This window comes from Rhizobium sp. BK376, from assembly GCF_004341625.1.
Taxonomy (GTDB): domain Bacteria; phylum Pseudomonadota; class Alphaproteobacteria; order Rhizobiales; family Rhizobiaceae; genus Rhizobium.
On sequence record NZ_SLZG01000001.1, the window covers coordinates 158,080 to 170,804 of the forward strand.

At 58.8% G+C, this 12,725-nt stretch carries 19 protein-coding genes; 3 read left to right on the plus strand and 16 right to left on the minus strand.

Annotated elements, in window-relative coordinates; translation table 11 throughout:
- Nucleotides 1-105: 105 nt before the first annotated feature.
- The 16 genes from rpsQ to EV561_RS00895 form a co-directional block, all read right to left on the minus strand.
- Nucleotides 106-345, minus strand: coding sequence for a 30S ribosomal protein S17 (rpsQ, locus tag EV561_RS00820; protein ID WP_007531674.1), 240 nt, complete (start codon nt 343-345; stop codon nt 106-108).
- 12 nt (nt 346-357) lie between these two features.
- Nucleotides 358-558, minus strand: coding sequence for a 50S ribosomal protein L29 (gene rpmC / locus EV561_RS00825; RefSeq protein ID WP_132516665.1), 201 nt, complete (start codon nt 556-558; stop codon nt 358-360).
- 12 nt (nt 559-570) lie between these two features.
- On the minus strand, nt 571-984 hold the full coding sequence (gene rplP / locus EV561_RS00830) for a 50S ribosomal protein L16 (RefSeq protein ID WP_132516667.1): 414 nt from the start codon (nt 982-984) through the stop codon (nt 571-573).
- Nucleotides 985-1,022: 38 nt separating this feature from the next.
- The gene (gene rpsC, locus EV561_RS00835; protein WP_132516669.1) at nt 1,023-1,757 is read right to left on the minus strand and encodes a 30S ribosomal protein S3; all 735 of its coding nucleotides are present in this window, start codon (nt 1,755-1,757) and stop codon (nt 1,023-1,025) included.
- Nucleotides 1,757-2,146, minus strand: a complete 390-nt coding sequence (rplV, locus tag EV561_RS00840; protein ID WP_132516671.1) for a 50S ribosomal protein L22 — start codon at nt 2,144-2,146, stop codon at nt 1,757-1,759. The genes rpsC and rplV overlap by 1 nt, the downstream gene beginning before the upstream one ends.
- A 2-nt stretch (nt 2,147-2,148) precedes the next feature.
- The gene (gene rpsS, locus EV561_RS00845) at nt 2,149-2,427 is read right to left on the minus strand and encodes a 30S ribosomal protein S19 (RefSeq protein ID WP_085423139.1); all 279 of its coding nucleotides are present in this window, start codon (nt 2,425-2,427) and stop codon (nt 2,149-2,151) included.
- A 15-nt stretch (nt 2,428-2,442) separates the two neighbouring features.
- Nucleotides 2,443-3,279 (minus strand): 50S ribosomal protein L2, encoded by an 837-nt coding sequence (rplB, locus tag EV561_RS00850; RefSeq protein WP_132516673.1) that lies wholly within the window; start codon nt 3,277-3,279, stop codon nt 2,443-2,445.
- Between the two features lie 11 nt (nt 3,280-3,290).
- Nucleotides 3,291-3,584 (minus strand): 50S ribosomal protein L23, encoded by a 294-nt coding sequence (locus EV561_RS00855; RefSeq protein ID WP_132516675.1) that lies wholly within the window; start codon nt 3,582-3,584, stop codon nt 3,291-3,293.
- Complete coding sequence (gene rplD / locus EV561_RS00860) at nt 3,581-4,201, minus strand: 50S ribosomal protein L4 (protein WP_132516677.1); 621 nt, start codon at nt 4,199-4,201, stop codon at nt 3,581-3,583. Before rplD ends, EV561_RS00855 begins: the two co-directional genes overlap by 4 nt.
- A gap of 13 nt (nt 4,202-4,214) precedes the next feature.
- Nucleotides 4,215-4,856, minus strand: a complete 642-nt coding sequence (gene rplC / locus EV561_RS00865; protein WP_132516679.1) for a 50S ribosomal protein L3 — start codon at nt 4,854-4,856, stop codon at nt 4,215-4,217.
- A 35-nt stretch (nt 4,857-4,891) separates the two neighbouring features.
- Nucleotides 4,892-5,200 (minus strand): 30S ribosomal protein S10, encoded by a 309-nt coding sequence (gene rpsJ, locus EV561_RS00870; protein WP_003547547.1) that lies wholly within the window; start codon nt 5,198-5,200, stop codon nt 4,892-4,894.
- A 309-nt stretch (nt 5,201-5,509) separates the two neighbouring features.
- Nucleotides 5,510-6,685, minus strand: coding sequence for an elongation factor Tu (tuf, locus tag EV561_RS00875; RefSeq protein WP_132516681.1), 1,176 nt, complete (start codon nt 6,683-6,685; stop codon nt 5,510-5,512).
- Between the two features lie 68 nt (nt 6,686-6,753).
- Nucleotides 6,754-8,853: an elongation factor G gene (gene fusA / locus EV561_RS00880; protein WP_132516683.1), complete on the minus strand. Its 2,100-nt coding sequence runs from the start codon at nt 8,851-8,853 to the stop codon at nt 6,754-6,756.
- Nucleotides 8,854-8,879: 26 nt separating this feature from the next.
- Nucleotides 8,880-9,350 (minus strand): 30S ribosomal protein S7, encoded by a 471-nt coding sequence (rpsG, locus tag EV561_RS00885; protein WP_132516685.1) that lies wholly within the window; start codon nt 9,348-9,350, stop codon nt 8,880-8,882.
- A gap of 100 nt (nt 9,351-9,450) precedes the next feature.
- Entirely contained in the window at nt 9,451-9,822 is a 372-nt protein-coding gene (rpsL, locus tag EV561_RS00890; RefSeq protein ID WP_022719193.1) for a 30S ribosomal protein S12, read from the minus strand.
- 499 nt (nt 9,823-10,321) lie between these two features.
- Nucleotides 10,322-10,996, minus strand: a complete 675-nt coding sequence (locus EV561_RS00895) for a class I SAM-dependent methyltransferase (protein WP_165927729.1) — start codon at nt 10,994-10,996, stop codon at nt 10,322-10,324.
- A gap of 249 nt (nt 10,997-11,245) precedes the next feature.
- On the opposite strand from EV561_RS00895, the gene EV561_RS00900 reads away from it, so the two are divergent.
- From EV561_RS00900 to EV561_RS00910, 3 genes are all read left to right on the plus strand, one after another.
- Nucleotides 11,246-11,539, plus strand: a complete 294-nt coding sequence (locus tag EV561_RS00900) for a transcriptional regulator (RefSeq protein WP_132516689.1) — start codon at nt 11,246-11,248, stop codon at nt 11,537-11,539.
- Between the two features lie 123 nt (nt 11,540-11,662).
- The gene (locus tag EV561_RS00905; protein ID WP_132516691.1) at nt 11,663-12,379 is read left to right on the plus strand and encodes a phosphatase PAP2 family protein; all 717 of its coding nucleotides are present in this window, start codon (nt 11,663-11,665) and stop codon (nt 12,377-12,379) included.
- Between the two features lie 132 nt (nt 12,380-12,511).
- Entirely contained in the window at nt 12,512-12,700 is a 189-nt protein-coding gene (locus EV561_RS00910; protein WP_132516693.1) for an LITAF-like zinc ribbon domain-containing protein, read from the plus strand.
- Nucleotides 12,701-12,725 lie beyond the last annotated feature (25 nt).

The window sequence follows — 12,725 nt, forward strand, 5'->3', positions numbered from 1 at the left end:
GACCTTCCGTGCGCTCAAAGCAAAAGAACGCCCGGCATTCGAGCGTTCTGACGCTGCTTCATACAGAAATTTCCGCGAGACGCAAGGCCTCGCGTAAAATTCTTCTTACTTGGCCTGGGCGGAAACGACCGTCCAGCGCTTGTCCTTGGAGATCGGTGCGCATTCCTCGATGGAAACGACATCGCCGATCTTGTACTGGTTGTTCTCGTCGTGAGCCTTGTACTTCTTCGAACGACGAACGGTCTTCTGAAGCAGCGGGTGAGCGAAACGACGCTCAACGCGGACTACGACGGTCTTTTCATTCTTGTCGCCAACAACGACGCCCTGCAAAATGCGCTTCGGCATGTTCTTCTTCCTTTACGCCTTTGCTTCGGCCGCCTTCTGGCGGGCAATGGTCTTGATGCGGGCGATGTCCTTGCGGACTTCGTTGATGCGCGAGGACTTTTCCAGCTGACCGGTTGCCTTCTGAAAGCGCAGGTTGAACTGCTCCTTCTTCAGGTCGGCGAGCTTGTCCTTGAGCTGGTCGGCCGTGAGGCCGCGAACTTCTTCGGCTTTCATCGTGCCTTCTCCTTACTCTGCAATGCGCTGAACGAAGCGCGTCTTGACCGAGAGCTTGGCAGAGCCGAGGCGAAGCGCTTCACGCGCAATTTCCTCGGAAACACCATCGATCTCGAACATCATGCGGCCGGGCTTGACCTTGCATGCCCAGTATTCAACACCGCCCTTACCTTTACCCATGCGGACTTCGGTAGGCTTCTTGGTGACCGGAACATCAGGGAACACGCGGATCCAAACACGGCCGGCGCGCTTCATGTAACGCGTGATCGCGCGGCGGGCCGCTTCGATCTCGCGTGCGTTTACGCGGTTCGGTTCCTGAGCCTTGAGGCCGAATTCACCGAATGCGAGGTCAGAACCACCCTTGGCAACGCCCTTGATGCGGCCCTTGAATTGCTTGCGGTACTTAGTACGCTTTGGCTGCAACATTTTCTTACTTCTCCGAGCTTATCTTTCGCCAGCGCTAATTACGCGTTGTCGCGTTCGCGGCGACGATCGCCACGGTCGCGGTCACGGCTTGCCGGACCCTGCGCATCGCCTTCCAGCGCGCGACGTTCGGAAGCCATCGGATCGTGCTCAAGGATTTCGCCCTTGAAGATCCAAACCTTGATGCCGCAGATACCGAATGCGGTTTCGGCTTCAGCCGTACCGTAGTCGATGTCAGCACGAAGGGTGTGCAGCGGAACGCGACCTTCGCGGTACCATTCCGTACGAGCGATTTCAGCACCGCCGAGACGGCCCGCGCAGGTGATCTTGATGCCTTCGGCGCCAAGACGCATAGCGGATTGAACGGCGCGCTTCATGGCGCGGCGGAAAGCCACGCGGCGCTCGAGCTGCTGGGCGATCGACTGAGCGACCAGGGTCGCGTCGATTTCCGGCTTGCGCACTTCAACGATGTTGAGGTGCGTTTCGGAGTTCGTCATGTCCGACAGCTTCTTGCGGAGCTTGTCGATGTCTGCACCCTTCTTGCCGATGATCAGACCCGGGCGAGCCGAGTGGATCGTGACGCGGCACTTCTTGTGCGGACGCTCGATGACGACCTTGGAGATGCCGGCCTGCTTCAGTTCGCTCATGACGAACTTACGCATCTTGAGGTCTTCGTGAAGAAGCTGACCATACTCGGCATTGTCCGCAAACCAGCGGCTATCCCAAGTGCGGTTGATGCCAAGACGAAAACCGATCGGATTGATTTTCTGACCCATTATGCGGCCTCCTCTTGTGCCTGCACTTCACGAACGACGATCGTCAGGTGCGCGAAAGGCTTTTCGACACGCGATGCACGGCCGCGACCACGAGCGTGGAAGCGCTTCATGACGATCGACTTGCCGACATAGGCCTCAGCGACGACCAGCGAGTCGACGTCGAGATCGTGGTTGTTCTCGGCGTTAGCGATCGCAGATTCGAGCGTCTTCTTGACGGCGCCTGCGATGCGCTTGCGGGAGAATTCCAGCTCAGCGAGTGCCTTTTCAACCTTCTTGCCACGGATGGAGGCGGCAACCAGGTTAAGCTTCTGCGGGCTGACGCGGAGAGTGCGGGCGACTGCCTGCGCTTCGTTGTCCTTGAGCCGGCGTTCTGTTTTTGCCTTGCCCATGATTACTTCCTCTTCGCCTTCTTGTCCGCGCCGTGACCATAATAGGTGCGGGTCGGGGCGAACTCACCGAACTTGTGACCGACCATGTCTTCGTTGACGCTGACCGGAATATGCTTGCTGCCGTTGTAGACACCGAAGGTGAGACCTACGAACTGCGGCAGGATGGTGGAGCGACGGCTCCACATCTTGATTACTTCTGCACGTCCGCCTTCGCGCACCTTCTCAGCCTTCTTGAGAAGATAGCCGTCAACAAACGGACCTTTCCATACTGAACGAGCCATGTGTGACTACCTCTCTTACTTCTTGCGCTGATGGCGCGAACGCATGATGAACTTGTCGGTCGACTTGTTCGAACGCGTGCGCTTGCCCTTGGTCGGCTTGCCCCACGGCGTCACCGGATGGCGACCACCGGACGTGCGGCCTTCACCACCGCCGTGCGGGTGGTCGACCGGGTTCATGACAACACCGCGGTTATGCGGACGCTTGCCGCGCCATACGGTACGGCCGGCCTTACCATCGTTGATGTTGCCGTGATCCGGGTTCGAGACCGCACCGATCGATGCGAGGCAGGAACCGGGAACCAGACGCTGCTCACCGGAGCTGAGGCGAAGGATCGCCATGCCCTGGTCGCGACCAACGAGCTGAACGTACGTGCCAGCGGAACGACCCAGCTGACCGCCCTTGCCCGGCTTCATTTCAACATTGTGGACGATCGAGCCGACCGGGATGTACTGAAGCGGCATTGCGTTGCCGGGCTTCACGTCGACAGCCTTTTCGGAAGCGATGACCTTGTCGCCGGCAGCGAGACGCTGCGGAGCCAGGATGTAGGCCTGATCGCCATCGGCATAGTCGATGAGCGCGATGTAGGCAGTACGGTTCGGGTCGTATTCGAGGCGAGCTACCGTACCTTCGACATCAAACTTGCGACGCTTGAAGTCGATGATGCGGTAAGTGCGCTTGTGACCGCCGCCGATGAAGCGAGCCGTGATGCGACCGAGGTTGTTACGACCGCCGCTCTTGGTCAGACCTTCCGTCAAAGCCTTGACCGGCTTGCCCTTGTGAAGGTGCGAGCGGTCGACGATGACCAGCTGACGCTGGCTCGGGGTCGTCGGATTGAATGTTTTCAATGCCATTTTCTTATTCCTCAGAGACCGGTGGAGACATCGATCGTCTGGCCTTCAGCCAGCGTCACGATAGCCTTCTTCACGTCCTTCTGCTTGCCGGCAAAACCGCGGAAACGGCGGGTCTTGCCCTTGCGAAGCAGAGTGTTGACGGCGGTGACCTTGACGCCGAACAGCGCCTCGACAGCAGCCTTGATTTCCGGCTTCGTCGCGGTCTTGGCAACGTTGAAGACAACCTGGTTGTATTCGGATACCAGCGTCGACTTTTCGGTGATCGCAGGAGAAACGATCACATCGTAATGGCGAAGATCGGTCACTTGAAACGCTCCTCTAGAGCTTCAACGGCAGCCTTGGAAAGCACGAGCTTGCCGCGGCGCACGATGTCGTAAACGTTGATGCCCTGGATCGGCAGAACATCGATGTTCGGGATGTTCTGAGCTGCGAGCTTGAAGTTGTTGTCCAGCTCGGCGCCGCCGATGAAGAGCGCGTTGGTCAGGCCGAGGGCTTCGAAAGCACCGGCGAGAACCTTCGTCTTGGCTTCGGCAGCAACGAGATCGTCAATGACGATAACGTCTTCAGCCTTCAGCTTGGCCGACAGAGCATGACGCAGGCCGAGGGCGCGAACCTTCTTCGGCAGATCATGTTCGTGGCTGCGGGCAACGGGGCCATGAGCCTTACCACCGCCGCGGAACTGCGGAGCACGAGCGGAGTGGTGACGAGCGCGGCCCGTACCCTTCTGCTTGTACATCTTGGCGCCGGTGCGCCAGACGTCCGCACGGCCCTTGGCCTGGTGCGTGCCCTGCTGCTTCTTGGCAAGCTGCCAGCGAATTACGCGAGCGAGGATGTCCTCGCGCGGCTCAAGGCCGAAAATCGCATCAGAAAGGGAAACCTTCCCAGCGTCTTTGCCCTCGAGGGTCTTGACGTTCAATTCCATTGGTTTGGCTCCCTTACTTCGCGGCCGACTTGACGGCGTCGCGCACGATGATCCAGGCACCCTTGGAGCCGGGCACAGCACCCTTGATCAGGATCAGACCGCGATCTTCGTCGGTCGAAACCACTTCAAGGTTCTGCGTCGTCACGCGCGTCTGGCCCATGTGACCAGCCATCTTCTTGTTCTTGAACACCTTGCCGGGATCCTGGCGCGAACCGGTCGAACCATGCGAACGGTGCGAAACCGACACACCGTGCGTAGCGCGCAGACCGCCGAAGCCGTGACGCTTGATAGCGCCGGCAAAGCCCTTACCGATCGTGGTGCCGGTTACGTCGACCAGCTGGCCGGCTGCAAAATGATCAGCCTTCAGCTCGGTGCCGACTTCAAGCAGGTTGTCTTCCGAAACGCGGAATTCAGCCAGCTTGGCCTTCGGCTCGACGTTGGCGACAGCAAAGTTACCGCGCATCGCCTTGGACGTGTTCTTAACTTTCGCCTGGCCAGCGCCAAGCTGAACGGCAGAGTAGCCATTCTTTTCTACAGTGCGCGTGGCAACGACCTGGCAGCCTTCCATGCGCAAAACTGTTACCGGGACATGCTCGCCGGCGTCGTTGTAGACGCGGGTCATTCCCACCTTCTGTGCAATCACACCTGAACGCATCGGTTCAATCCTTCTCACTCAGCTCGAGACGAGGCTCAGAGCTTGATCTCAACATCGACACCGGCGGCGAGATCGAGCTTCATCAGCGCGTCTACCGTCTGCGGGGTCGGGTCTACGATGTCGAGGAGGCGCTTATGCGTGCGCATCTCGAACTGCTCGCGGCTCTTCTTGTCGATGTGCGGGGACCGGTTAACCGTAAACTTCTCGATGCGGGTCGGAAGCGGAACGGGGCCCCGGACGCTTGCGCCGGTGCGCTTCGCCGTCGACACAATCTCGCGCGTGGAAGCATCGAGAATTCGGTGATCGAACGCCTTCAGGCGAATGCGGATATTTTGGCCGTTCATTCGACGTTATCCTTGTGTTTTGTTATCTCTCGCGCCTTTCAACAAGGCACGGATTGTTCTTTCTTCCTAAGGCGGACCACCGGTTTCAAAGATCGAGAGGGACGTCGGTTACGACATCCCTATCCAGTCTTTAGGCCTTTCGGCCCACCTTATAGCTAATTTTATTCGCCGCTCCGTTACCCGAAGCAGCGCGCAAATCGCGCTCGCGCGCCATTTGCAACATTTCCATGTAATAAGCAAGCGGCTAGAGCCGCTCGCTTCATATAAATGTCATCGAATCGGCCGCTCGACTGGAGCGGCCGTCTTCAATTACTCGACGATGCTGGCCACGATGCCGGCGCCGACGGTACGGCCGCCTTCGCGGATAGCGAAGCGAAGCTTTTCTTCCATCGCGATCGGGACGATCAGCTCGACGTCAACCGTGACGTTGTCGCCAGGCATGACCATTTCCGTGCCTTCCGGAAGCGTCACGATGCCGGTCACGTCAGTCGTACGGAAGTAGAACTGCGGACGGTAGTTCGTGAAGAACGGCGTATGACGGCCGCCTTCTTCCTTCGTCAGGATGTAGGCTTCTGCCTTGAACTTCTTGTGCGGCTTGACCGAACCCGGCTTGCAAAGGATCTGGCCACGCTCAACGCCGTCACGGTTCACACCGCGAACCAGTGCGCCGATGTTGTCGCCAGCCTGGCCCTGATCGAGCAGCTTGCGGAACATTTCAACGCCGGTAACCGTCGTCTTCGAGGTCGGACGGATGCCGACGATTTCGACTTCTTCACCAACCTTGACGATACCGCGCTCGACGCGGCCCGTCACAACCGTACCACGGCCAGAGATCGAGAACACGTCTTCGATCGGCATCAGGAACGGCAGGTCGACCGGACGTTCAGGCGTCGGGATGTAGGCGTCGACAGCGGCCATCAGTTCGCGGATCGCGTCTTCGCCGATCTTCTTGTCCGAGTCTTCGAGAGCGGCCAGAGCCGAACCCTTGACAACCGGGATATCATCGCCCGGGACGTCGTAGGACGACAGAAGTTCGCGAACTTCGAGCTCGACGAGTTCGAGAAGTTCTGCGTCGTCGACCTGGTCGACCTTGTTCAGGAACACGACGATTGCCGGAACGCCAACCTGACGGGCGAGCAGGATGTGCTCGCGGGTCTGCGGCATCGGGCCGTCGGCTGCCGAGCAAACCAGGATCGCGCCGTCCATCTGGGCGGCACCGGTGATCATGTTCTTCACGTAGTCGGCGTGGCCGGGGCAGTCGACGTGCGCGTAGTGGCGGTTCGGCGTCTCATACTCGACGTGTGCCGTCGAGATGGTGATGCCGCGCGCCTTTTCTTCCGGAGCCGCGTCGATCTGGTCGTACGCCTTGAACTCGCCGAAATACTTCGTGATCGCTGCCGTCAGAGACGTCTTGCCGTGGTCAACGTGGCCAATCGTGCCGATGTTAACGTGCGGCTTGTTGCGCTCAAACTTACTCTTTGCCATGTCGGCTCTCCATTCTTCTAGTTCCCCGAGGGGAGCTAATTCTTGTTATCGGTCAATTGGTATTCCGGTCACTTCTGACCGGAATACTTTGCCTGGATTTCGGTTGCGACGTTCGACGGAACCGGCGCGTAGTGATCGAAGGTCATCGTGTACTGTGCGCGGCCCTGCGACATGGAGCGCAGGTTGTCGACGTACTTGAACATGTTTGCCAGCGGAACGTTGGCGCTGATGACAACAGCGATACCGCGGGTTTCCTGACCCTGGATCTGACCACGACGGGAGTTCAGATCGCCGATGACGTCGCCGACGTAATCTTCCGGCGTTACGACTTCGACCTTCATCATCGGCTCGAGGAGCTGAGCGCCGGCCTTCTTGGCTGCTTCACGGAAGCAGGCGCGAGAAGCGATTTCGAACGCCAGGACCGACGAGTCAACGTCGTGGAAGGCGCCGTCAATGAGCGTCGCCTTGACGCCGAGCATCGGGAAGCCAGCCAACGGACCGGAAGATAGAACGCTTTCGATACCCTTCTGAACGCCCGGGATGTATTCCTTCGGAACAGCACCGCCGACGATCTTGGATTCGAACTTGAAGTCTTCGCCATCGGGGTTCGGTTCGAAGACGATCTTGACGCGCGCGAACTGGCCGGTACCACCGGACTGCTTCTTGTGCGTGTAGTCTTCTTCGTGCTGGCGCGTGATCGTTTCGCGGTAAGCAACCTGCGGCGCGCCGACGTTTGCTTCAACCTTGAATTCGCGACGCATGCGGTCGACGATGATGTCGAGGTGCAGTTCGCCCATGCCGGCGATGATCGTCTGGCCCGATTCCTGGTCCGTCTTCACACGGAAGGACGGATCTTCGGCAGCCAGGCGGTTGAGCGCGAGGCCCATCTTTTCCTGGTCGCCCTTGGACTTCGGCTCGATCGCGATCTGGATGACCGGCTCGGGGAATTCCATGCGCTCGAGGATAACCGGCTTCAGCGGATCGCAGAGCGTATCACCCGTGGTCGATTCCTTCAGGCCGGCGAGAGCAACGATGTCGCCTGCAAAGGCCTCTTCGATGTCTTCACGGCTGTTGGAGTGCATCTGCAGCATACGGCCGACGCGCTCGCGCTTGTCCTTGACCGTGTTCATGACGGACGAACCCTTTTCGAGCTTGCCCGAGTAGATGCGGCAGAAGGTGAGCGAACCAACGAAGGGGTCGTTCATGATCTTGAAGGCCAGCATGGACAACGGCTCGCTGTCATCAGCATGACGCTCGATTTCAGCTTCGGTCTTGAAGTCGATGCCCTTGATCGCCGGAATGTCGAGCGGCGACGGCAGGTAGTCGACAACGGCGTCGAGCAGCGGCTGCACACCCTTGTTCTTGAAGGCGGTGCCGCAGAACATCGGGTGGAACTTGACGTCGATCGTGCCGCGACGAACGAGCGCGCGGATCTGGTCGTTGTCAGGCATGTTGCCTTCGAGATAGGCTTCCATCGCGGCTTCGTCGATCTCGACAACGGTCTCGATCAGCTTTTCGCGATATTCTTCAGCCTTGGCCTTCAGGTCTTCCGGGATTTCGACGACGTCCCACTGAGCGCCGAGCGATTCATCGCGCCAGACGAGAGCATTCATCTCGATCAGGTCGACAACGCCCTTGAACTCGGTTTCAGCGCCGATCGGCAGCTGCATGACAACAGCCGTTGCACCGAGACGGGTCTTGATCATTTCGACCGAGCGGTAGAAGTCAGCGCCGGTCTTGTCCATCTTGTTGCAGAAGATCATGCGCGGAACGTTGTACTTCTCAGCCTGACGCCAGACGGTTTCCGTCTGCGGCTCTACGCCTGCATTGGCGTCGAGAAGAGCAATCGCACCGTCGAGAACGCGCAGCGAACGCTCGACTTCGATGGTGAAGTCGACGTGGCCGGGGGTGTCGATGATGTTGAAGCGGCGCATCTTGCCGTCACGGCCCTTCCAGAAGGTCGTGGTCGCAGCGGACGTGATCGTGATGCCACGCTCCTGCTCCTGCTCCATCCAGTCCATGGTGGCTGCGCCGTCGTGGACTTCGCCGATCTTGTGCGACTTGCCGGTGTAATAAAGAATACGCTCGGTGGTCGTGGTCTTACCGGCGTCGATGTGCGCCATGATACCGAAATTGCGGTAGTCTTCGATTTTATATTCGCGAGCCATTTGGACTGCCTTTTGATACCGTTCGATTACCAGCGATAGTGCGAGAATGCACGGTTGGCGTCAGCCATCTTGTGCGTGTCTTCGCGCTTCTTGACCGCGCTGCCGCGGTTGTTGGATGCATCGAGAAGTTCGCCCGACAGGCGGTCGACCATGGTCGTCTCGTTGCGCTTGCGCGCAGCGGCGATCAGCCAGCGAATAGCAAGAGCCTGACGGCGCTCGGGACGAACGTCGACCGGAACCTGGTAGGTCGCACCACCGACGCGGCGCGAGCGGACTTCAACGTGCGGAGCAATGTTGTCCAGTGCAGCATGGAAAACCGTGAGCGGCTCCTGCTTGGACTTGCCCTGTACGGAGTCGAATGCACCGTAGACGATGTTTTCTGCGACGGACTTCTTGCCGTCCAGCATGATGGCATTCATGAACTTCGTGACAACCAAATCGCCGAACTTCGGATCCGGATTGATCTCACGCTTTTCTGCTTTATGACGTCGGGACATACTTCTCGTCTCTTTATCTGTTTTGACGCTTTACCACGCGGAGAACCTCGCGCAGCGCCTGATTTCTATCCGGATCTCCAAAAGGAAACCGGGGACCAAATTACTTCGGACGCTTCGCACCGTACTTCGAGCGGCGCTGCTTGCGGTTCTTGACACCCTGGGTATCGAGAACGCCGCGGATGATGTGGTAACGGACACCCGGAAGGTCCTTGACGCGGCCGCCACGGATCATGACGACAGAGTGTTCCTGAAGGTTGTGACCTTCGCCGGGAATGTAACCAATGACTTCGAAGCCGTTGGTCAGGCGGATCTTTGCGACCTTACGCAGAGCCGAGTTCGGCTTCTTCGGCGTCGTGGTGTAGACGCGTGTGCAAACGCCGCGCTTCTGCGGGTTTTCCTGCAGGGCAGGAACCTTGTTGCGCTTAACCGACGCCTGGCGCGGCTTGCGGATCAACTGGTTTACGGTAGGCATTCAACCATCCCTTACAAAATCTTCTCTCAACGCCCTCGCGGACATCACACTTCACCGTCTCCGGCAACGTCACACACGATCATTCCCAATGCGCAAAACGTGGCCCAATCCGCTTCCGCAGATGGACCACCGAAAAACAGAGGACGCAAGATTGCGTCATGCGTGCAGCATTTGTGTCTTCAACGTGCGTATAGAACCTTGTTTGAGGTGTATTCCAGGGCGCGTCGCCCCGAACAGCCAAGCCTCACATCGGATCTGATGGCGGGGGTACTACTGGTTAAAGGCCGAAAGGTCAAGTGGTTTAGCCAAATATTCTTGGCCCGGAACCGGCTGCAACGCCTGGAAACCCGCCCAAAACGGGGGAATTGCCGGGCTACCCTCTCCTCCCCGTGTACAGCGCATGCCCGCCAGAATCAATACACGACGTACCGGAGAAGAGACTCACTCTCGCTGCCACGGGAATCAGTTCCGGGATGCCTATCGCGAAGAGAGCGACGCATTACGGCTTGTAGCCGACCCCCCTGACTTGGCTGATGCCTGTCATCACCCTTCCGTACCCGATACATATGAGGTTCATCAGCCGCTTGCCGACGATCGGGCCGATGATCCACCAGTAGCGCGGCCAGCGATGATGGATCGGCGAGGCGCTGATTCCGGTGAAGCCGGCGCGCTTCAGGAGATTGCCGATATTGCTGGGCGACCAGGTGAACAGGTGGAAGTTCGGATCGTCCTCGCGGTAGCGTATCTTAAAGGATTCGTCCGGCGTGACGATCACGACCTTGCCGCCCCTGCGAAGCTTGGAGAACATCAGCCGCACCATGCCGAGAGGATCGTCGACGTGCTCAAGCGCGTGATGGGAGATGATGGCGTCGGCCCAGCCGTCCTCGATCTCCTCAAGGCTGCCGAACACCCTGATGCCGTTCTTGCGGGCCGCAGCCGCAGCCGCCTCGTTGACCTCGACACCGACCCTCTCCTTGACGTCAAGGCCGGAGAGGATATAACCGCCACCGCAACCGAAATCGATCACGCGATCTGACGGACCGACGAACTTATCGAACTTCAAGCGATCGAAGTATGCGGCATAGCGCTGATGCTCAAACGTCTTCTTGAAGTAGCTCTTGTCGTAGTAATCGTTCTTTTCGCCAACGGCTGCGGCTGTATCAGAAACGGTCATCTTCCCCTCCGTAAGGCAAGGCCGGACACGCTGACCGCCCATGGCGAGTAACATGCCGGAGCACCTCCGCCCTGTTAACCCGACAATATGACGTAGAACGTCACCTAAACGGATAGGAAATCCTCGTCGTGTCGGAAACGGTTTGTGACATTTCCGAGCGTTTACTATTCGGCGCGGCACAGCCGGAATATAGTGAGCAACCGCATTTTTTGATGGTATAGACATCCCATGTCCCAGGAAGGAAGACCCATGATCGCCACCCCCGATAACGACAACAACTATGATGGCCCGATGGTCTTCATCATCATCGGCAAGGGATATGAGACTGACGGCGGCGAAGGCATCGACCTGCATGTAATGCTGAAAGCGCCTGACGATGACACCGCTGTGCGCGAAGCCCTGAATGCACTGGCCGAGGAAGGCTTCATAGAGGCGGATCTCGACCAGATCGGCATGCTGACTGAGGTGCCCGAGGAAGAGCCCCACGCTTCAGCCTATCAGGGCGTGCTTGAGGGCGAAGTGGCGATCATCCGCTTTCGCTAACCTTTTCCGGTGTAGCGGCGCCCTCCCCTGCGAGCGCCGCGTCGGCGGTCGAACTGTCATCTGACCAAAACATTCTTTTGCTAGGCCCCGAGGCGTAACGCACTTTTAAATGGGGTCCAAAAAATGCAAAATCTAGCTCGTCTTTTCGCCATCGGTCTCGCCTTTACCGTCAGCATCGCAGCGCCGGTCCTGGCCGAGGATGCCAAGGCAAAGCCCTTTACCGACGCGAAGGAAGTCAACCTTCTCAACCTTCTGCCGCCGCCGCCCGCCAATGATTCCGCCAAGACCAAGGAAGAGGTCGGCGAGATCCTGACGATCCAGGTCACACGCACGCCTGCCATGGTCGATCGCGCTGTTGCCGACGCCGAAGAGAACATCTGGCGTTATTCCGACGTGATCAACAATCCGAAGTTCACCAAGGAAAATCTGCCGAAGTTCTCGGCCTTCTTCGATCGCATCGTCGAAACCGAAGCGGCCGTCGTCGATCCGGCCAAGGATGTCTGGAAGCGGACGCGTCCGCACCTCCTCTACCCCGATCTCGTCAAGCCGGTCGTGCCGCTCTCCAAGTCGGGCTCCTATCCGTCGGGCCACACGACGGTCGGCACGCTGATGGGCGTCGTTCTCTCGAACATGGTTCCGGAAAAGAAGGACGTGATCATGGCACGCGCCTGGGAGTTCGGCTGGAACCGCGTCATCGGCGGCATCCACTACCGCAGCGACATCGAAGCCGGCCGCATCTCGGGCATCGCGATCGCCCAGACGATCATGCAGCACGACGACTACAAGGCTGAATTCGAAGCCGCCAAGGCTGAACTTCGTACCGAGCTCGGCCTGCAATAGGCTCGTCTCCGACTGGTGATATTCAAGCCGCCGGGTCATTCCGGCGGCTTTTCGTTTCCGCCAGCCTGAACCTTCCCCGCCCTAAATCGTTGCCTGCCGAGATAGCACCCGCAGCATCGAGGAAGCGTTTCGATGGCGACCTGTCATTTTTGCGAAACCGCGATTCCCGACGGCCTCAGCATTTGCCCGCATTGTGGCAAGCCGCAGCTGACCCGAGTTCAGAAGCGACAGCAGATTGTCGGCATCCTCATCTGCCTCGGCATCTTCGTCATGGCCGCGGTCGCCGCGACTTTGCTTAACGGCGCGACGCCCCGTCTCTGAAACAGAGCAATCGAAATAAAGTAAA

What these genes read in the sequence shown, in the direction of transcription:
- rplC (WP_132516679.1), bottom strand. Translation starts at nt 4,856, where the DNA reads ATGCGTTCAGGTGTGATTGCACAGAAGGTGGGAATGACCCGCGTCTAC.
- rpsJ (WP_003547547.1), bottom strand. Translation starts at nt 5,200, where the DNA reads ATGAACGGCCAAAATATCCGCATTCGCCTGAAGGCGTTCGATCACCGA.
- rpsS (WP_085423139.1), bottom strand. Translation starts at nt 2,427, where the DNA reads ATGGCTCGTTCAGTATGGAAAGGTCCGTTTGTTGACGGCTATCTTCTC.
- EV561_RS00900 (WP_132516689.1), top strand. Translation starts at nt 11,246, where the DNA reads ATGATCGCCACCCCCGATAACGACAACAACTATGATGGCCCGATGGTC.
- EV561_RS00910 (WP_132516693.1), top strand. Translation starts at nt 12,512, where the DNA reads ATGGCGACCTGTCATTTTTGCGAAACCGCGATTCCCGACGGCCTCAGC.
- rplD (WP_132516677.1), bottom strand. Translation starts at nt 4,201, where the DNA reads ATGGAATTGAACGTCAAGACCCTCGAGGGCAAAGACGCTGGGAAGGTT.
- rplP (WP_132516667.1), bottom strand. Translation starts at nt 984, where the DNA reads ATGTTGCAGCCAAAGCGTACTAAGTACCGCAAGCAATTCAAGGGCCGC.
- rpsQ (WP_007531674.1), bottom strand. Translation starts at nt 345, where the DNA reads ATGCCGAAGCGCATTTTGCAGGGCGTCGTTGTTGGCGACAAGAATGAA.
- rpsC (WP_132516669.1), bottom strand. Translation starts at nt 1,757, where the DNA reads ATGGGTCAGAAAATCAATCCGATCGGTTTTCGTCTTGGCATCAACCGC.
- rpmC (WP_132516665.1), bottom strand. Translation starts at nt 558, where the DNA reads ATGAAAGCCGAAGAAGTTCGCGGCCTCACGGCCGACCAGCTCAAGGAC.
- rpsL (WP_022719193.1), bottom strand. Translation starts at nt 9,822, where the DNA reads ATGCCTACCGTAAACCAGTTGATCCGCAAGCCGCGCCAGGCGTCGGTT.
- EV561_RS00895 (WP_165927729.1), bottom strand. Translation starts at nt 10,996, where the DNA reads ATGACCGTTTCTGATACAGCCGCAGCCGTTGGCGAAAAGAACGATTAC.
- EV561_RS00905 (WP_132516691.1), top strand. Translation starts at nt 11,663, where the DNA reads ATGCAAAATCTAGCTCGTCTTTTCGCCATCGGTCTCGCCTTTACCGTC.
- rpsG (WP_132516685.1), bottom strand. Translation starts at nt 9,350, where the DNA reads ATGTCCCGACGTCATAAAGCAGAAAAGCGTGAGATCAATCCGGATCCG.
- rplV (WP_132516671.1), bottom strand. Translation starts at nt 2,146, where the DNA reads ATGGGCAAGGCAAAAACAGAACGCCGGCTCAAGGACAACGAAGCGCAG.
- tuf (WP_132516681.1), bottom strand. Translation starts at nt 6,685, where the DNA reads ATGGCAAAGAGTAAGTTTGAGCGCAACAAGCCGCACGTTAACATCGGC.
- rplB (WP_132516673.1), bottom strand. Translation starts at nt 3,279, where the DNA reads ATGGCATTGAAAACATTCAATCCGACGACCCCGAGCCAGCGTCAGCTG.
- fusA (WP_132516683.1), bottom strand. Translation starts at nt 8,853, where the DNA reads ATGGCTCGCGAATATAAAATCGAAGACTACCGCAATTTCGGTATCATG.